The sequence below is a fragment of the Amycolatopsis sp. cmx-4-83 genome (assembly GCF_046548815.1).
GTDB lineage: Bacteria > Actinomycetota > Actinomycetes > Mycobacteriales > Pseudonocardiaceae > Amycolatopsis > Amycolatopsis pretoriensis_A.
This window is the reverse complement of record NZ_JAEBEF010000015.1, coordinates 202,854-220,290: the sequence shown is the minus strand read 5'-3', so window position 1 is coordinate 220,290 and position 17,437 is coordinate 202,854. Positions and strand designations below refer to the sequence as shown.

Annotated in this window: 18 protein-coding genes, 2 tRNA genes and 1 other RNA gene; 12 read left to right on the top strand and 9 right to left on the bottom strand. The window is 70.3% G+C overall.

What is annotated here, in order from left to right; genetic code table 11:
- The first annotated feature begins 44 nt into the window (after window positions 1-44).
- Window positions 45-118 (top strand) — tRNA-Met (locus ACLJQM_RS39610).
- A 60-nt stretch (window positions 119-178) separates the two neighbouring features.
- On the opposite strand, the gene ACLJQM_RS39605 is transcribed toward ACLJQM_RS39610, so the two are convergent.
- Window positions 179-1,600 carry an FAD-dependent monooxygenase gene (locus ACLJQM_RS39605; RefSeq protein WP_410635458.1) on the bottom strand — a complete coding sequence of 474 codons (1,422 nt, stop codon included), beginning with the start codon at window positions 1,598-1,600 and terminating at the stop codon, window positions 179-181.
- 94 nt (window positions 1,601-1,694) lie between these two features.
- Here ACLJQM_RS39605 and ACLJQM_RS39600 point away from each other — a divergent pair, with 94 nt between their 5' ends.
- The 8 genes from ACLJQM_RS39600 (at window position 1,695) to ACLJQM_RS39565 (ending at window position 7,646) form a co-directional block, all read left to right on the top strand.
- Window positions 1,695-2,279: a TetR/AcrR family transcriptional regulator C-terminal domain-containing protein gene (locus ACLJQM_RS39600; RefSeq protein WP_410635457.1), complete on the top strand. Its 585-nt coding sequence runs from the start codon at window positions 1,695-1,697 to the stop codon at window positions 2,277-2,279.
- 77 nt (window positions 2,280-2,356) lie between these two features.
- Window positions 2,357-2,433, top strand: a tRNA-Met gene (locus ACLJQM_RS39595).
- 378 nt (window positions 2,434-2,811) lie between these two features.
- Window positions 2,812-3,312, top strand: a complete 501-nt coding sequence (locus ACLJQM_RS39590) for a PadR family transcriptional regulator (RefSeq protein WP_247014366.1) — start codon at window positions 2,812-2,814, stop codon at window positions 3,310-3,312.
- A 63-nt stretch (window positions 3,313-3,375) separates the two neighbouring features.
- A complete protein-coding gene (prfB, locus tag ACLJQM_RS39585; protein WP_247014365.1) occupies window positions 3,376-4,479 on the top strand; it encodes a peptide chain release factor 2 in 1,104 nt (367 codons plus the stop codon).
- Between the two features lie 112 nt (window positions 4,480-4,591).
- Complete coding sequence (ftsE, locus tag ACLJQM_RS39580; RefSeq protein WP_003082104.1) at window positions 4,592-5,281, top strand: cell division ATP-binding protein FtsE; 690 nt, start codon at window positions 4,592-4,594, stop codon at window positions 5,279-5,281.
- 48 nt (window positions 5,282-5,329) lie between these two features.
- Window positions 5,330-6,223: a permease-like cell division protein FtsX gene (gene ftsX / locus ACLJQM_RS39575; RefSeq protein WP_247014364.1), complete on the top strand. Its 894-nt coding sequence runs from the start codon at window positions 5,330-5,332 to the stop codon at window positions 6,221-6,223.
- Window positions 6,224-6,270: 47 nt separating this feature from the next.
- The gene (gene smpB / locus ACLJQM_RS39570) at window positions 6,271-6,753 is read left to right on the top strand and encodes an SsrA-binding protein SmpB (protein ID WP_247014363.1); all 483 of its coding nucleotides are present in this window, start codon (window positions 6,271-6,273) and stop codon (window positions 6,751-6,753) included.
- Window positions 6,750-7,646 carry an amidohydrolase family protein gene (locus ACLJQM_RS39565; RefSeq protein WP_360779189.1) on the top strand — a complete coding sequence of 299 codons (897 nt, stop codon included), beginning with the start codon at window positions 6,750-6,752 and terminating at the stop codon, window positions 7,644-7,646. The genes smpB and ACLJQM_RS39565 overlap by 4 nt, the downstream gene beginning before the upstream one ends.
- Here ACLJQM_RS39565 and ACLJQM_RS39560 read toward each other — a convergent pair.
- The 6 genes from ACLJQM_RS39560 to ACLJQM_RS39535 all read right to left on the bottom strand — a co-directional run bounded on the left by ACLJQM_RS39560 (window position 7,636) and on the right by ACLJQM_RS39535 (window position 12,533).
- A complete protein-coding gene (locus tag ACLJQM_RS39560) occupies window positions 7,636-8,949 on the bottom strand; it encodes an acyltransferase family protein (protein ID WP_247014361.1) in 1,314 nt (437 codons plus the stop codon). The genes ACLJQM_RS39565 and ACLJQM_RS39560 overlap by 11 nt on opposite strands.
- 94 nt (window positions 8,950-9,043) lie before the next feature.
- Window positions 9,044-9,259, bottom strand: coding sequence for a hypothetical protein (locus ACLJQM_RS39555; protein WP_247014360.1), 216 nt, complete (start codon window positions 9,257-9,259; stop codon window positions 9,044-9,046).
- Between the two features lie 150 nt (window positions 9,260-9,409).
- Complete coding sequence (locus ACLJQM_RS39550) at window positions 9,410-10,000, bottom strand: hypothetical protein (RefSeq protein WP_410635454.1); 591 nt, start codon at window positions 9,998-10,000, stop codon at window positions 9,410-9,412.
- Window positions 10,001-10,047: 47 nt separating this feature from the next.
- The gene (locus ACLJQM_RS39545; protein ID WP_247014358.1) at window positions 10,048-10,689 is read right to left on the bottom strand and encodes a response regulator transcription factor; all 642 of its coding nucleotides are present in this window, start codon (window positions 10,687-10,689) and stop codon (window positions 10,048-10,050) included.
- A 39-nt stretch (window positions 10,690-10,728) separates the two neighbouring features.
- Window positions 10,729-11,862 carry a sensor histidine kinase gene (locus tag ACLJQM_RS39540; protein ID WP_360779180.1) on the bottom strand — a complete coding sequence of 378 codons (1,134 nt, stop codon included), beginning with the start codon at window positions 11,860-11,862 and terminating at the stop codon, window positions 10,729-10,731.
- Entirely contained in the window at window positions 11,859-12,533 is a 675-nt protein-coding gene (locus ACLJQM_RS39535; protein WP_410635452.1) for a sensor domain-containing protein, read from the bottom strand. The genes ACLJQM_RS39540 and ACLJQM_RS39535 overlap by 4 nt, the downstream gene beginning before the upstream one ends.
- A gap of 146 nt (window positions 12,534-12,679) precedes the next feature.
- On the opposite strand from ACLJQM_RS39535, the gene ssrA reads away from it, so the two are divergent.
- Window positions 12,680-13,047, top strand: a transfer-messenger RNA (tmRNA) gene (gene ssrA, locus ACLJQM_RS39530).
- Window positions 13,048-13,605: 558 nt separating this feature from the next.
- A complete protein-coding gene (locus tag ACLJQM_RS39525) occupies window positions 13,606-13,758 on the top strand; it encodes a hypothetical protein (RefSeq protein ID WP_247014354.1) in 153 nt (50 codons plus the stop codon).
- 2 nt (window positions 13,759-13,760) lie between these two features.
- Here the strand turns inward: ACLJQM_RS39525 and ACLJQM_RS39520 are convergent, their stop codons facing one another.
- Together ACLJQM_RS39520 and ACLJQM_RS39515 are read right to left on the bottom strand one after the other, a co-directional pair.
- The gene (locus tag ACLJQM_RS39520) at window positions 13,761-15,005 is read right to left on the bottom strand and encodes a diguanylate cyclase (RefSeq protein WP_410635449.1); all 1,245 of its coding nucleotides are present in this window, start codon (window positions 15,003-15,005) and stop codon (window positions 13,761-13,763) included.
- A 30-nt stretch (window positions 15,006-15,035) separates the two neighbouring features.
- Window positions 15,036-15,824, bottom strand: coding sequence for an IclR family transcriptional regulator (locus ACLJQM_RS39515; RefSeq protein ID WP_360779171.1), 789 nt, complete (start codon window positions 15,822-15,824; stop codon window positions 15,036-15,038).
- An 84-nt stretch (window positions 15,825-15,908) separates the two neighbouring features.
- Here ACLJQM_RS39515 and hutH point away from each other — a divergent pair, with 84 nt between their 5' ends.
- Entirely contained in the window at window positions 15,909-17,435 is a 1,527-nt protein-coding gene (gene hutH / locus ACLJQM_RS39510) for a histidine ammonia-lyase (RefSeq protein WP_360779168.1), read from the top strand.
- Window positions 17,436-17,437: the final 2 nt, after the last annotated feature.

Genomic DNA, 17,437 nt, shown 5'->3' with positions numbered 1-17,437 from the left:
GCTTTGCACCCCCGGGAAAGGGTGGCGTAGGGTAGGTCTCACGACGCGGGGTGGAGCAGCTCGGTAGCTCGCTGGGCTCATAACCCAGAGGTCGCAGGTTCAAATCCTGTCCCCGCTACAAAAAGAAGAGGCGTGGCCGATGGCCACGCCTCTTCTTTTTTCTATCAGGCGAGTTTCTTCAGACGAGCCAGGCGCCCACCGAATCCGTTGTCGTCGCGACGTAACCGTCCGGGCGGACCAGCACGCTCGTCAGGTCGGGCCAGGGGAGCGCGGCCACCCGGGCCACGACCACGTCCGGATGCGGTGGCGCCACGGGCGTCGTGCTCAGCAGGACGAACTTTCCTTTGTGGAACAGGTCGCTCACGTGGCCGTCGCCGTGGGGAAAGTCCGGGAGGCGTGATCCCGCCGCCGGGTGGGGTTCTCGCGACGGGTAGCGGATGTCCAGGCCCGAGACCATTCCGGACAGCCGGTGCTGGACCGCCGGGATCGCCGTCAGGTCCTGGAAGAGGAGCCGCAGCGCGCCCTGCTCCGGCGTCGCGGGGATCAACGCGGTCTGGGCCGCGACGTTCGCGAGCACCGCTTCCGCCACCGGACGGCGTTCGGCTTCGTAGGTGTCCAGCAGGTCCGCCGGGGCGCGGCCCTTCAGCTCCGCCGCCAGCTTCCAGCCCAGGTTCACCGCGTCCTGGACGCCGAGGTTCAGACCTTGGCCGCCGGCCGGGAAGTGGGTGTGGGCCGCGTCGCCGGCGAGGAAGACCCGGTCCACCCGATAGCGGCCCGCCACGCGCGCGTCGTCGGAAAACCGGGACGCCCAGCGGATTTCGGCGATCTCCACGTCGTCGCCGAACCGGCCGCGGACCACCTCGCGCACCTCGTCGTCGGTCACCTTCGCCCGCAGATCCGCCGGGCGGTTGAGCCGGTCGCCGTAGCTCAGGCGGTACAGGTTCGGCTCGGCCAGCGGGATCAGGCCGACGAACGATCCCGGCGACGCCGCCGAGCGCACCAGGTCCCGCATCGACCGCCACTCCGTCGGCGCGCCCGGCGGCGCCGACCGGAACAGGACGTCCGCCGAGACGCCGTGCCCGCGGCCTTCGAACCCTTCGAACGGCAGGTTCAGCGCCTTCCGCACCGCGCTGCGGCCGCCGTCGCAGCCCACCAGGTACGCCGCGCGGACCCGGACGTCGCCCGCCGTGACCGTCACGCCGCCCTCGTCCTGGGCGAAGCCGGTCAGCTCGTGCCCGCGGAGCACCTTCACGCCCTGCTCGGCCAGGCGCTCCTCCAGCGCCGCTTCGACCTGCGCCTGCGGGATGCCCAGCTGGTACGGGTGCCGCGTGTCCCAGCCCGCGTAGCTGACCGGGATCATCGCGAAGTGGCCTTCCGGCACGGTCGTGAACGAGCGCTGCTCCGCCCGGCCCAGCAGGCCGCGCAGGTCCAGCACCTCCGCCGTGCGCGGCTGCAGGTTCAGCGCCTTCGACAGCCCGGTGCGCCCGGCCAGCCGTTCCAGCACGACGACGTCCACTCCGACCAGTGCCAGTTCGTTCGCCAGCATCAGCCCGGTCGGGCCCGCCCCGGCGACGACCACGTCCGCGGTCAGCTCGTCCATCCCCAGCTCCTTAACAACGTTAAATTGACCTGACCCGAGGATGCCCTTAACATCGTTAAATTGTCAAGCAGGCACCGCGAGGAGACCCGGAAACATGGCCCTGACCAGGCAGGACATCGCACGCTCGGGGCTGAAGCTGCTCAACGAGGCCGGCCTCAACGGCCTCACCCTGCGGCTGATCGCGGCCGATCTCGGCGTCAAGGCGCCGGCGCTCTACTGGCACCTGAAGAACAAGCAGGAGCTGCTCGACGAGATGGCGACGCAGATGTACCGCGATTCCGCCGAGGACCGCCTGCCACCGGCGGGGCTGGGGGAGTGGGACGCCGTCGCGCACAGCGCCCGGGCGCTGCGGCGGATGATGCTGTCCTACCGCGACGGCGGGAAGGTTTTCGCCGGTACCTACCTCGGGGACACCGGATCGGTCCCGCCCAGTCCGCTGCGCCGCAGCATCGAGGCCGGGCTGGACGAGCGCCGGGCCGCTCAGGCGCTGTTCACCGTGTACAGCTACGTCGTCGGGTTCACCATCGAAGAGCAGGCCGTCTACCCGAAGCCCGGCGAACTGGACGAGCGCTACCGCAGCGAAGAGGCCGGGGACCTGCTGGCCGACGTCGATTCGCGGTTCGAGGACGGGCTCGCCATGGTCCTGAGTGGAGCACGCCAGTGGCTCGGAGTGGAGTAACGCCTGGTCAGCCGCTTGGTGGACCCCGGTGCAAAGCCGTTGGCGACCCCGTGTAATCTATTCAAGTACCACAACGGCGCGGGGTGGAGCAGCTCGGTAGCTCGCTGGGCTCATAACCCAGAGGTCGCAGGTTCAAATCCTGTCCCCGCTACCACGAAGAGGCGCGTTCTCGGAAATCCGGGAACGCGCCTCTTTTGTCATATCCGCACAACTTCCGCTGCGACTTTCCCGCGAAACGCTCGGAAAACCGCGGATTCCGCGATGCGGCGCTCGCGGCGGGGTGGTTGCGGTGCGTGTCCGCTCTCGGCCAAGCCGGGGAAAACCGACTGCCGGACTCACCTGCCTGGCCGTTCCGCGGCCGTTCGCGTGCGGCTGGTTGGACCAAAGAACCGCGGCCATGGTTGCGCTGCGTGTCCGCGGTCCACAGTGGACCTGGTCGCATTGGGCCGAACGAGGGGATCTCACTAGCCACAATGGACAGCTCCGCTGACCACTGTGGACACAGGGGCCGATAAGTGGGAATGTAGGGGACGTGTCCGAATTGAATGCAACAGCCGCCGCCCTGCTCGGTCTGCTCCACGACGGTCCCGCCACCGGCGGGCAGCTCGTCGCGGGAGCTGGTGAGCGATTCGGCGCCTTCTTCAGCGTCACCCGCAGCCAGGTGTACCGGGAGCTCCCGGCGCTGTCCAAGGAAGGTCTCGTCCGGCTCGGCAAGCAGGGCCCGCGCTCCAGCCAGCAGTACCTGATCACCGCCGCCGGCAAGAAGGCCTTCAAGGCCTGGCTGACGTCCGAGGCCGGTCCCGACCACCTGCGCAGCCCGCTGATCCTGCGGCTCGTGCACGCGGGGTCGCTGACCGCGAAGCAGCGCCAGTCGCTGCTGGAGTCGGCCCGGACCAGCTACGGCCAGCAGCTCGACGACGCGAAGGCGGCCACCAAGGCGGCCGACGGGCCGTACGAAAAGGCCGTCGCCGAGTTCGCCCAGGCTCAGGCCAAGGCCGCGCTGAAGCTGCTCGACGCCATCCCCGCGGCCTGAGGTTCGCGCGCCCACGACCGGTCCTCGCAACCGGTCGTGGGTTTTGCCGTAACCTTGACAAACGTGAGTGATGAGTTCGACGCGGCACTGAAGGACCTGACCGGCAAACTGACGCAAATCGAGTCGGTGATGGACCTGGATGCGCTGCGTGCCCAGGTGGCCGACCTGGAACAGCAGGCCTCGAGCCCGACCCTCTGGGACGACCCGGAGGCGGCCCAGAAGGTCACCAGCCAGCTGTCCCACCGGCAGGGCGAGCTGCGCCGGGTCTCCGAACTGCGCCAGCGGCTCGACGACCTGGGCGTGCTGTACGAGCTCGCCGAGGCCGAAGGCGACGCCGGCAGCATGGGCGAGGCCGAGACCGAGCTCGCCGACCTCGGCAAGTCCATCGACGGCCTCGAGGTCCGCACGCTGCTCTCCGGCGAGTACGACGACCGCAACGCCGTCGTCACCATCCGTGCCGAAGCCGGCGGCGTCGACGCGGCCGACTTCGCCGAGATGCTGCTCCGCATGTACCTGCGCTGGGCGGAGCGCCACGGCTACCCGACCGACGTCTACGACACCTCCTACGCCGAAGAGGCCGGGATCAAGTCGGCGACGTTCACGGTCAGCGCCCCCTACGTCTACGGCACCCTCTCGGTCGAGCAGGGCACCCACCGGCTCGTCCGGATCTCGCCGTTCGACAACCAGGGCCGCCGCCAGACGTCGTTCGCGCACGTCGAGGTGCTGCCCGAGGTCGAGGAGGTCGACCACGTCGACATCCCGGAGAAGGACATCCGGGTCGACGTCTACCGCTCGTCGGGCCCCGGTGGGCAGAGCGTGAACACGACCGACTCCGCGGTGCGCATCACGCACATCCCGACGAACATCGTCGTCTCCTGCCAGAACGAGAAGTCGCAGCTGCAGAACAAGGCGGCCGCGATGAAGGTCCTCCAGTCGCGGCTGCTGCAGCGCAAGAAGGAAGAAGAGCGCAAGCAGATGGACGCGCTCAAGGACGGCGGCTCCAGCTGGGGCAACCAGATGCGCTCCTACGTGCTGCACCCGTACCAGATGGTCAAGGACCTGCGGACCGAGTTCGAGGTCGGCAACCCGAGCGCGGTGCTCGACGGCGACATCGACGGCTTCCTCGACGCCGGCATCCGCTGGCGCAAGCAGACCGCCAACGCCTGATCGGCGCAGGGGGTGTTCGCGCGACCGCTCACCGTGCGCGAACGCCCGCTGCTCCACCCGGGTGGACCGGGCAACCGGGGCTTCACGAGACCGGTGGGTAGTATGCCGAACCGTGATCCGGCTCGAAGAGGTTTCCAAGGTCTACAAGACCTCGACGCGGCCCGCGCTCGAGCGGGTGTCCGTCGACATCGAAAAGGGTGAGTTCGTCTTCCTCATCGGTCCTTCGGGATCGGGGAAGTCGACCTTCCTCCGGCTGCTGCTGCGCGAAGAGACGCCGAGCAAGGGCCGCGTGATGGTGTCCAACTTCGACGTCGCCAAGCTGGCCCGCCGCCGGGTCCCCCGCCTGCGGCAGACCATCGGCTGCGTGTTCCAGGACTTCCGTCTGCTGGCCAACAAGACCGTCGCGGAGAACGTCGCGTTCGCCCTCGAGGTCATCGGCAAGCCCGGCCCGACCATCAAGAAGGTCGTCCCCGAGGTGCTCGAGCTCGTCGGGCTCGACGGCAAGGCCGACCGGCTGCCGAACGAGCTCTCCGGTGGTGAGCAGCAGCGCGTCGCGATCGCGCGCGCGTTCGTGAACCGGCCGCTGGTGCTGCTCGCCGACGAGCCGACCGGGAACCTGGACCCCGACACCAGCCAGGACATCATGCTGCTGCTGGAGCGGATCAACCGCACCGGCACGACCGTCCTGATGGCGACCCACGATCACTCCATCGTGGACTCCATGCGGCGCCGAGTCGTCGAGCTGCAGCTCGGCCGGGTGATCCGCGACGACGCCCGAGGCGTCTACGGCATCGGTCGCTGAGACCCGCCCACCCCGCACCGACCCCGACCCCAAGGACCTGCACCCGCCATGCGCGCCAGTTTCGTCTTCAGTGAGGTAGTCACCGGCCTGCGCCGGAACATCACGATGACCATCGCGATGATGCTGACCACGGCCGTGTCACTCGCCATGCTCGGCGGCGGCCTGCTGGCCGTGCGCACGATCGACAAGATGAAGTCCAACTTCCTCGCCGACGTCGAGGTTTCCGTCTACCTCACCGACGACATCAGCACGACGGACAAGAACTGCGCGCAGGCGCTGTGCCAGTCGCTGCGGTCGGACCTGCAGAGCAACAGCGGCGTCGAGTCGGTCGTGTTCGAGAACCGGGACCAGGCCTACGACCGGTTCAAGAAGATCTTCGAGAGCCAGCCGGAGCTGATCGCGCTCACCGGCCCCGAGTCGCTGCCCGCGTCGCTGCACGTGAAGCTGAAGGACCCGGACCGCAGCGACTCGATCGTGCAGGAGTACGCGACCAAGCCGGGCGTGCGGAAGGTCGACGACCAGAAGAAGTTCCTCGACCGCGTGTTCAACGCCTTCAACGGCGTCCGGAACATGGCGTTCGGCGCCGCGCTCATCATGGCCATCGCGGCGCTGCTGCTGATCGCGAACACGATCCAGGTGTCGGCGTTCACACGGCGCACGGAGGTCGGCATCATGCGGCTGGTCGGCGCGACGCGGTGGTACACGCAGCTACCGTTCCTCCTGGAGGCGGTGGTCGCCGGCGCGGTCGGTGCGATCCTCGGGATCATCATGCTCATCATCACGAAGGCCGGCTTCCTCGATTCGGTCTTCACCGGTGACGTGTTCCCGAAGATCACGATGCTGGAGCTGCTGTTCCCGGTGGCGCCGATCCTGCTCGCGGTGTCCGTGGTGATCTCCGCCATCACCGGTTACGTCACGCTGCGCCTGTACGTCCGGCACTAGCGTTTAACCGGCTGCTCGTCCTACCCGGAATCACGTAGAGTGGTCGTATGCCCAAGGAACGTGGCCAGAAGGTGATCGTGTCGAACCGCAAGGCGCGGCACGATTACTCCATCATCGACACCTACGAGTGCGGTCTCGTGCTCGTCGGTACCGAGGTGAAGAGCCTGCGCGAGGGCAAGGCGTCCCTGGCGGACGCGTTCGCGACGGTCGACGACGGCGAAGTGTGGCTGCGCAACGTGCACATCCCGGAGTACACGCAGGGCACGTGGACCAACCACACCCCGCGCCGGACCCGGAAGCTGCTGCTGCACCGGCGCGAGATCGAGAAGCTCATCGGCAAGACCAAGGAGAGCGGGCTTTCCCTGGTGCCGCTGTCGATGTACTTCAAGGACGGCAAGGTCAAGGTCGAGATCGCGCTGGCCCAGGGCAAGAAGGCCTACGACAAGCGCCAGACGCTCGCCAAGCGCGACGCGGACCGGGACATCAGGAAGGCCATGGGCCGCGCGTTGAAGGGCCGGTTCACGGAGTGACGGCGGGCCCGGCTTCGGATGCCGACGTCGCCGCGTGGACGGCGTCGCTGGGCCTGCCGGGCCTGGTCGACCTGCACGTCCACTTCCTGCCGAAACCGGTGATGGACAAGGTCTGGGCGTACTTCGACCGGGCTTCGACGCACTACGGCACCGAGTGGCCGGTGCACTACCGGACGTCCGAAGAGGAGCGTCTGGCGACGCTGCGGTCGCTCGGGGTGGTGCGGTTCGCGCCGCTGGTCTACCCGCACAAGCCGGGGATGGCGGAGTGGCTGACGTCATGGGCGCTCGAGTTCGCCGCGCAGGTGCCGGACGCCGTGCCGACCGGGACGTTCTACCCCGAGCCCGGCGCCGGGTCCGCTGTGGACGGTGCGCTGCGCGCCGGCGCCCGGGTGTTCAAGGCGCACGTGCAGGTGGGCGCGTACGACCCGCGTGACGACCTGCTGAAGCCGGTGTGGGGCGCGCTCGCCGACGCCGGTGTCCCCGTGGTCGTCCACTGTGGACACGGACCGTTGCGGGGCGACTTCACCGGGTTGTCGGTCTTCGAAGAGGTGCTGGCGCGCCACCCGGACTTGACGGCCGTGCTCGCTCACTCGGCGATGCCCGAGTTCGGGACGGCCTTCGAGCTCCTGGCGAAGTACCCGCGGGTGCACCTGGACACGACGATGGTGGGCGTCCCGTTCGCCGAGGCGATGTCGCCGCTGCCACCGGACTGGACGGCGCGGCTGGCGGAGTTCGCCGACCGCGTCGTGCTCGGCACGGACTTCCCGAACATCCCGTACTCCTACGCGACGCAGCTGCAGGCGATCGCCGGCTGGGCGGCCGACGATCGCCTGGGCGAGCCGTTCCTGCGGGCGGTCCTGCACGACACCCCGCTGCGCCTGCTCAACGCTTGAGCGCGACCCGCTCGCTCACCGCGACCGCGCGGCCCAGGTAGCGGGTGCCGAGCGCGGTCACCGGGATCCGCTTGCCCGCCAGGAGGAACCCGGCCGTCGCGAGGACCACCCACGGCACCGGACCGTGCGCGATGCCGTCCGAAAGCGGCGCGAACCCGTGCGCGGCCAGCCCGAGCAGGCCACCGGAAACCAGGAGCCCGGCGACGACCAGCTGCGGGAGCTTCGCGGTGATCTCACCGGTGTCGCGCTGCATCTCGAAGTGCGCGAACAGCCGCAGCAGGCCGAGCAGCACCATTCCGCACACGGCGAACCACGCGGGCGCCATGACCAGCCAGAGCAGCGTTCCCGGCGCCGGGGTTTCGTAGCCGAGGCCGTACACCGTCACACCGGCCACCACGATCAGCGCCGGCATGTGCCAGAGGTAGACGCTCATGAACCGCGCGCCGAGCCAGCTGAGCGCGTGGCCGATGCCGGGACGTTCGGCGAGCGCGTTGAGCTGCGGGCGGAAGGCGAGCAGCAGGCCGATCTGGCCGACGGCGAGGAAGGCGAGCAGCACGGTCGGCGGGCTCATGTTCGACACCGGCGCGCCGGGCATCCCGATCATGCTGGCCGGGTACGGGCCGAACGCGACCATCAGCGCGGTGATCCCGAAGCCGGCGGCCGAGAGCGTGAGGGCGGCGCGGCGGGTGAGCGTGCCGAGGCGGCCTTCGACGTAGTGGAAACCGAGCTGGTGGACGGCGACCCAGACGAAGATCGCGTTGGCGTAACCGATGTAGCCGAGGTCGTTGAAGCGCGCGACGTCGACGAGGATGCCCGCGGCGCCCATGACGAGCGGAACCTTCAGGCCCCAGCGCCGGTGCGCGGCGACCATCAGCGGCGTCAGCAGCACGACGAGCACGTACACGGCGAGGAACCACAGCAGCTGCGCGGCGATCGCGCTGCCGACCTGAAGCGGTTGCGGCGGGACACCGAGGCCGCGCAGGAAGTCCGGGACGACGAGCCAGACCGCCATCAACGGCAGCACCGGCACCATCAGCCGCTTGATGCGGGCGGCGAGCCACGTCCGCGTGGATTCCGCGCGGCGGAAGGAAATCAGGTTCGCCGCGCCGCCGGCGAAGAAGACGAGCGGCATGACCTGGCTGAGCCAGGTGACGATCCACCACCCCGGCGTCGCGAGTGCGTTCCCGGTGGCGAGGCGGCCGTCGGAGTAGGAGAGCACCGGCATGACCCAGTGCTGGGCGATGACGGCGAGGATGGCCCCCGCCCGGACGACGTCGAGGAAGCGGTCCCGGCTCGTTTGCATGCTGCTGAGCTTGGCCGGTCCGGGGTTCCGGGACAGCGGTGCTGACCGGCGTCTTCGGGGTCCTGTTCACCCCCGCCGGATACGGGGGTTCTCCCTACCTCAGCCCGTCCGGCTCGGGTTCGTGCTGCGTCGCGGCGACGCGGTATTCCCAGCCGTGATCGGTCTGCCCGAGCTCGTAACGGGTCTCGATCTTCGGGCCGCCGTGCAGGTGGATGTGCCGGATCACGGTGCCGGGAACGGGCTCGGCGTCCCCGAGCTCCTGGACGCGGCCGTCGAGCGGGCCGCCGAAGAAGCGGACTTCATCGGTCATCTGCTCGCTCCTCTCGCCGGCGGGTCCGCTCATGGTAGGTGAGCGGTGCTGGGGGTGCCGCCCGCGGAACGGGTGACCGTGAGTCCACCCTACGGGACTTTTGGTCACTGATCGTCGGCTCCGGGGGCAAGTCCGCACGGTGGTGGCGGGTCAGAGGAACCACGTGTCGGAGCCGCGGGTGAGCAGCCACCAGAGGGAGGCGTCGACGCCGGAGAGGAAGTCGCGGTCGCCGCCCGGCCGGTGCAGCGCGCCGGTGACCAGGTGGTGTTCGGCTTCGACTTCCGCGGCCGTCGGCCGGGGGCCGCGCGATTCGCCGCGGAGGACGGGGGTGGTTTTCGCGAAGCCCTGCGTCCACCCGAGCGCGTGGATCGCGCCGCGGCGGAGGGCGGTCTTTTCCCGGTCCACGGCGGAGCGGAGCAGCGCGAGGACCTCGGCGTCGTCGCGTAGCCGCGGTTCCGGGGCGGCCAGTCCCAGCGCGGCCACCACCGTTGCCGGGGATTCCGGTGTCCGCTCGACGATTTCGAGCACGATGCCGGACGGCCACCGGAACACGGTGTCCACGCCACTGATCCAGATGTCGGGCTCGTCGCCGGTGCTGCCGTTGCGCCACAGCTGGGCGAAGAAGCTGCCGGCCGGCGGGTCCCAGCCCCAGACGCTCTGCTCTTCCCAGCCGGGGAGGTCGATCCCGTCCCGGAACTCCTGGCCGGCCCGGCAGTCGTGGTTGCGCGAAGCGGTGTTCATGACGGCTCCCCCTGCACAGTCCCCGTCTGACGGACAAGAACCCCGGGTCAGCGGCCCAGGTACGTCAGCACCGCCCGGACGCGGCGGTGTTCCTCCGCGCTCGCCTCGAGGCCGAGCTTCGAGAAGATGTTCCCGATGTGCTTCTCCACCGCGCCGTGCGAGACGACGAGCGAGTTCGCGATCGCCGTGTTCGACAGGCCCTGGGCCATCAGTCCCAGTACCTCCGACTCGCGGGCCGTCAGCGCGTCCAGGGGGTTGCGGCGGCCGCGGGCCATCAGCTGGGCGATGACGTCCGGGTCGATCGCCGTGCCGCCGTTCGCGACCCGGCGGACCGCGTCCAGGAAGTCCGCGACGTCCGCGACGCGCTCCTTCAGCAGGTAGCCGACGCCGCCCGCGCCGCCCGAGAGGAGCTCCACCGCGTACGACTCCTCGACGTACTGCGAGAGGACCAGCACCGGGAGGCCCGGGATCTCCTTGCGCGCCGCCAGTGCCGCGCGCAGGCCCTCGTCGGTGAACGTCGGGGGCATGCGGACGTCCACGATCGCCAGGTCAGGGCGGTGTTCCTTGATCGCGCCGAGCAGGTCGTCGCCGTTGTCCACGGCCGCGGCCGTCTCGATGCCCTCGTCGGCGAGCAGGCGCATGACCCCCGCCCGCAGCAGGACGGCGTCTTCGGCGATGACTACCCGCATCCGGCCCCCAAGCTCGTGGATGAACGGGGCCCAGCCTATTCACCACTGGCAGGGGAGGTCAGCCCGGATCACCGTCGGCCCGCCCACCGGGCTGACGACCGTGATCACGCCGTCGATCGTCGCGGCGCGGTCGGCGAGGCCGGCCAGACCGCCGCCGGGGCGCACCTCGGCGCCGCCGTGACCGTTGTCGGTGATCTCGACGACCACGTGGTCGTCGGTCCGCCACACCTTCACGCCCGCTTCGGTCGCGCCGGCGTGCTTCGCGATGTTGGTCAGGGTCTCGCCGACGATGAAGTACGCCGTCGTCTCGACCGCCGCCGGCGGGCGGGGCTCGACGTCGACCCGCACGTCCACCGGGATCGGCGACTTCGCCGCCTGCGCCGAGAGCGCGGCGTCCAGCCCGCGGTCGCCGAGGACGGCCGGGTAGATGCCGCGGGCGAGGTCGCGCAGCTCGGACACCGCGAGCTTGGCGTCCGCGTGCGCCTCGTCGATCAGCTCCCGCACCGACTCCGGGTCGTGGTCGAACTTCGCCTTCGCCCGGCCCAGGCTCATCGCGACCGCGACCAGCCGCTGCTGCGCGCCGTCGTGCAGGTCGCGCTCGATGCGCCGGCGCTCGGCTTCGGCCGCGTCGACACCGCGTGCTCGCGACGCCTGCAGCCGCTCGGCCTTCTGCTCCAGCCGCTTCGTGCGGTCCGGCCCCAGCAGCGCGAGCCCCAGCTCACCGTGCAGCCAGCCCAGCCACGGCGTCACCCAGACCGCCATCGGCAGCAGCACGATCGACGCCAGCGCGATCCCCAGCTCCACGCACGCCAGCGGGAACGCGACCATCAGGTACGCCAGGTCACGCCACGTCGTCGGGTCGCTCAGCCGCACCACCCAGCGGCGCAGCAGCGGCTGCCCCTCTTCGTACGGCCGCCGCTGCGCCGGCGGCAACGGCACCCGCAGCATCGTGCCCAGCCAGCCCCGCTCGCGGTCGCCCGACCAGCGGATGAAGCTCGTCGTCGCCAGCAGGATCGGGAACCCGATCCACACCACGGCCGTCGAGACCCCCACCGCCAGCCCGGTCACGATCAGCACGAACTGCAGGATCCGGAAGACGAAGCTGACGATCATGTACACGATCGTGCGAGCCGGGTGCGGCCGCGGGTGCTCCACCGGTGCTGCCTCGGTCATCCCGCCACCAGGTTCTTCTCTTCCGCGTCTTCCCACCAGCGCTCCATCCGGCGGCGCTGCGCCACGGTCGGCCCCAGCAGCGCGTTCGCCAGCCGGGCGTGCGTCCCCGCCAGCGCCTTCGTCAGCGCGACCGACAACGCGATGAACAGCACCCCCAGCGCCGCCCACGGTAACGCTTCCAGCGTCGAGTCCACGGTCAGCCACCGCAGGTCATCCGCCGGGAAGTAGTACGCGCCGCCGGGCAGCCACCGGAAGTAGATCGGCAGCCCCGCCAGCGCCAAGCTCGTCGACCAGAAGACCGTCACCAGCACGAACTCGACCAGCCCGAGCGGGAAGAGGACGAAGAAGTACGCCAGGTCACGCCACGTCGACGGGTCCTTCAACCGCGCCTTCCACCGGAGCTTCTGACCTTCGGCGGGCAGCGGCAGGTACGGCAGATCGATGTACCGGTCCAGCAGCGCGTACACCCGGGCACGCTCCAGCCGCGCGGCCCCCCGCACGGCCAGGACCAGCAGCGCGAGCAGACCCACACCCACCCACACCACCGCGGTGCCCAGGCCGGCCGCCGTGAACGACGTCAGCAAAGCGAACGCCAGCACCCCCAGCGGCAGGTTCATCAGCAGGAACACCACCGAACCACCGAACGGCGGATCCCGCCTGTCGCTCACCATGACCGGCTCCCTTCTGTCTCGCTCAAGCATCACCTGCCAAGCGAGCGGCCGACATGGTGCGCGCGGGCATCCTCGCGGTAGGGCTGGCCCTACCGGAGTAAAGAGGTGGCGGGACGCGTTATGATGGTCAGGTTGTGTCCCACCAAGGGGGTGAACGGTTTCGACTTTGGACGTTGATTCAGGAGAAGCGTGCCGGTGCAGGCGAGAGACCACCGTAAGCGTCATCGCAACCAAATAAGCGCCGACTCCAGTCAGCGCGAGTACGCCCTCGCCGCCTGAGCGAGTGCGTCTCTGTCGGCCCGGGTTCGCCTCCGGCCCGGGTACCGGCATCAGCTAGGAGGCTCAGCGGCAGTCCCGGCCACGGGGAACTGCCGTGAAGCAAACAGTGGCTGGGCTCGTCACCTCGGCTTGTTCGCGTGACCGAGGGGGCCAAGTAGAGACGTAGCGGACTGCGCACGGAGAAGTCCTGTTGATACGCCAGAGGACCCGGGTTCAATTCCCGGCACCTCCACTGCGAGAAGGCCTACGCCCCTTCGGGGCTTGGGCCTTCTCTCGTTCTCGGGTGTTTTTCTGGGGGTCGAACCCCCAGACCCCCGCCAGGCGGGCTTCGCCCCCTGGACCCCTCCTGGGGCTGCCGCCCCTTGCCCCCGCTGGTGGTGCGGGTTGGGGGGTTGCTGCGACGCACTTGTGGAACGCCGTTCGGAAGGCTGGGGCTAGCTGCGCTGGAGGCCGTCATGACCGCGTAGCCCGCTACGGAGAAGCGGTCGTTGTTCCAGATCGGTCCGTTCCGTTTTGAGGACTTTGAGCGGGGTCCGCGTCGGACCGGCGGTTCCGCGGGTGGGTGAACGCTTGCGCTCTCTGCGTTGTGGTCCTGGCTCAGATTGGGCTGTTTGCTCTCCGTGTTCTGTCATGCGCTATACGGTGTGACGGGGCCCACTTGCGGGTGAAGTTTTTGTGAGTGTCATGCTGAGGGCCCGACCTTGGCCCCGCACCCGTGGGGCTGGAAGTAGGTGGCCCGATGACCTGGGCACGGCACAGTGGCAGCACCAGCGCCCACGATGAAGACAGTCGGATGGGGGTTTTGCGGGCCGAGGAGGCCGAACGGCTCGCCGCGGAGCACTCTCGGGCTCTCGTTACCGTTGCCGGGCACTCGACCAACTCCCGGGAGTGCGCTGAGCTGCTCGACATGCTCGGGCTCGACGCCGGGTTGTGGCGGGAGCGCTGACCTCAGCGCAGGTCCGCCGCGTGGACCACCTTGTTCCGGCCGGTCTCCTTCGCCCGGTACAGGGCCGCGTCCGCCGCGTCCAAGAGGTCCTGGAGTGACCTGCCCGCCGTCGGGTAGACGGCGACGCCGATCGACACCGACAGGTCCGTGATCGACGACTGCCCCACCGGGACGGTCAGGACGCTGATCGCCCGGCGGATGCGCTCGGCCACCGCACCGCAAACCGGCCGGCCGGTTGCCGGCAAGAGGACGACGAACTCTTCGCCACCGAACCGGCCCACCGCGTCGTCGCGGCCGCGGACCGCCGAAACGATCGCCTCGGCCGTCGAAGACAGGACCGTGTCGCCGGCCAGGTGGCCGTAGGTGTCGTTGACCTGTTTGAAGTGGTCGAGGTCGAGCATCAACAGGCCGACCGTCCCGTCGTGGCGCTCCGCGTCCGCCAGCGCTCGTTCGGTCAGGGCCCGCCACCTGCGGATGGTGTAGAGGCCCGTCTTTTCGTCGCGCTGCGCCGCCGCTTCCAGCTGCTTCACCAGGACCGTCCGGTGCAGCAGGAGCACCGGTGGCAGCACCAGGACCACCATGCCGGGCAACGTCGCCAGTGCGAGGCCGTTCAACGCGCCCAGGCACAGCGTCGCGGCCTCCAGGCCGTTGTCCGACCAGGTGCCGAACAGCTCGACCACCGACCGCCCGACGATCCGGCGGGCCGGGAGCACCAGCAGTGCGTTCACGACGAAGAACGTCACCCCGGCCGCCGCGACCAGCCACGCGCCGGTCCAGCCACGGGTGACCGCCGCGCGGACGTCCGCCACGTCGGTCAGGTCCAGCACTGCTTGGGCCGCGTAACAGGACAGCAGGATGATCGCCGCGTTGCTGCACGTCCGGGACGGCGGGACGCGCTGCAGCCGGTACCAGCTGCGCAGCGCCAGGTGCAGGTACAGGCCGCCGACCAGAACGGCGAGCAACAGCGGGGGGAGCACCAGGACGCCGGCGAACGTCCAGACCGACGTCATGTTGATGTGCGGGGTCTTCGCCGCCCGGCGCTGGCTGCGCTCGACCCGGCGTCCCGCCTCCGCCTGGATCACCCCGAGGGCCAGCAGGGCGCCGAGCACGGTCAGCGAGCGCTGGTCGACGGCGATCGGTGACGGCCGGGAAGCGAGTGTCACGGCCAGGGCTTCGCTCGCCAGGCAGTACACGACGATCCGAGGCCGCTGCTTCCACAACGCCCACTGCGCGGGTGGGACGAGCACACCACGGGATCGAAGGCGATCAGGACGGCGTTACTGCGCGACCGGGTGGCCGCCGATGCGGGTGGTCAGCTCGGCGGCCGTCGCCGCCACCTCGGTCGCCAGCTCCGGCCACGTCTCCTCGCACGGGTCCGTCGCGCAGTGGTGGCGCAGCGTCACGCTAATCGCCGCCATCGGGCGGGCACCGTGGTCGAAGACCGGGCAGGCCACCGAGGCGAAACCCGCCGTGACGTGGCCGTCCTCGACCGACCAGCCGAGGCGGCGCTCCGCGGTCAGCGTGCGGCGCAGGTCGGCCAGCGTTCCCGGGCCGCGGCCGGTGCGGAGCACGAACGCCGCCGCCGAAGGGAACAGCGCACGGACGTGCGGGGCGGGCAGGTGGCGCAGGATCGCGCGGCCGGACGCCGTCAGCTGTGCGGGCAGGCGGACGCCGACCTCGGTCACCAGCGTCTCCGGGCGGAGCGGGCGCTCCTTGATCAGGTACAGCGACTCGCTGCCGTGCAGCACGCCGAGGTGCGCGGTGTGCCCGACGCGGTCGACGAGCTTGCGCAGCAACGGCCCGGCGAGCCGCTCGAGGGGGTCGTGCCGCAGGTACGCCGAGCCGAGCTCGAAGGCCGCGATGCCCAGGCCGTAGCGGCGTTCGGCCGGCAGGTGGACGACGAAACCGGCGGCTTCCAGCTCGTTGAGCAGGTGGTACGTCGTCGAGCGGGGGAGGCCCGCCTCGCGCGCGATCGCCGCCGCCGTCACCGGGCCGGGGCGCGTCGCGAGCAGGCGCAGCACCGCGAGGCCGCGGCGCAGCGCCGGGACCTCGCTGCTGTCACCCATGGCCCGACCCTAGCGTCTGGGATACCAGACAGAACCACCCCGTGGGCCATCCCACCAGCGGGAAGGACGATGTCCAATGAGCCCATGCCGGAAACTGTGCTCCTGGGCCTCGAACCCCTCACCGCCGCCCAGGTCGTCGACGTCGTCCGTGGCTACGCGCCGGTCAGGCTTACGGACGCGGCCGAGAAGACCCTCGCCGCGACCCGCCAGCACATCGAGAACCTCGCCCACGCCGTCACGCCCACCTACGGCGTCTCGACCGGCTTCGGCGCGCTGGCCACCCGCCACATCCCGGTCGAGAGCCGGACCGCGCTGCAGCGCAGCCTGATCCGCTCGCACGCCGCCGGCGCCGGACCCGCCGTCGAGGCCGAGGTCGTCCGCGCGCTGATGCTGCTGCGGCTGCGGACCCTCGCCAGCGGGTACACCGGCGTCCGGCCGGGCACCGCGCAAACGCTTGCGGCCCTGCTCAACGCCGGCATCACCCCGATCGTCCACGAGTACGGCTCGCTCGGCTGCTCCGGCGACCTCGCGCCGCTGGCCGCCGTCGCGCTCGCGCTGATGGGCGAGGGCCAGGTGACGTACCGGGGCGAGCTCGTCGAAGCCGGCGAAGCGCTGAAGGACGCCGGGATCGAGCCGGTCGTGCTCGCCGAGAAGGAGGGTCTCGCCCTCACCAACGGCACCGACGGCATGCTCGGCATGCTCCTGCTCGCCGCCGCCGACCTGCACCGGCTCTTCGACATCGCCGACCTGACCGCCGCGATGAGCGTCGAGGCGCTGCTCGGTACCGACCGCGCCTTCGCCGCCGACCTCCAGGCGCTGCGGCCGCACCCCGGGCAGGCGCTGTCGGCCGAACGGATGTGGCAGGCGCTGCAGGGCTCGAAGATCGTCGAGAGCCACCGCGGCCCGGACTGCAACCGCGTCCAGGACGCCTATTCGCTGCGCTGCTCCCCGCAGGTGCACGGCGCCGCGCGCGACAGCCTCGCGCACGCCGAGCTCGTCGGGGAGCGCGAGCTGATGTCCGCTGTGGACAATCCCGTCGTGCTGGCCGACGGCCGCGTCGAGTCCAACGGCAACTTCCACGGCGCGCCCGTCGCGTACGTGCTGGACTTCCTGGCCATCCCGATCGCGGACGTCGCCAGCATCGCCGAGCGCCGCACCGACCGGATGCTCGACAAGGCGCGCTCGCACGGCCTGCCGCCGTTCCTCGCGCACGACCCCGGCGTCGACTCCGGACACATGATCGCGCAGTACACGCAGGCCGCCGTGGTCAGCGAGCTCAAGCGGCTCGCCGTGCCCGCGTCCGTCGACTCGATCCCGAGCAGCGCCATGCAGGAGGACCACGTCTCCATGGGCTGGTCGGCCGCGCGGAAGCTGCGCAAGGCCGTCGACGGCCTGACCACCGTGCTCGCGATCGAGCTGCTGACCGCGGCCCGCGCGCTGGACTTCCGCGCGCCGCTCGAGCCGTCGCCGGTCACCGGCCGCGTCCGGGACCTGCTCCGCACGAAGGTCGCGGGCCCCGGCCCCGACCGCCACCTGGCGCCCGAGATCGCGGCCGCCGAAGAACTCGTCCGCTCCGGCGCCGTCCTCGACGCCGCCCGTCTGGAGGTCTGAGA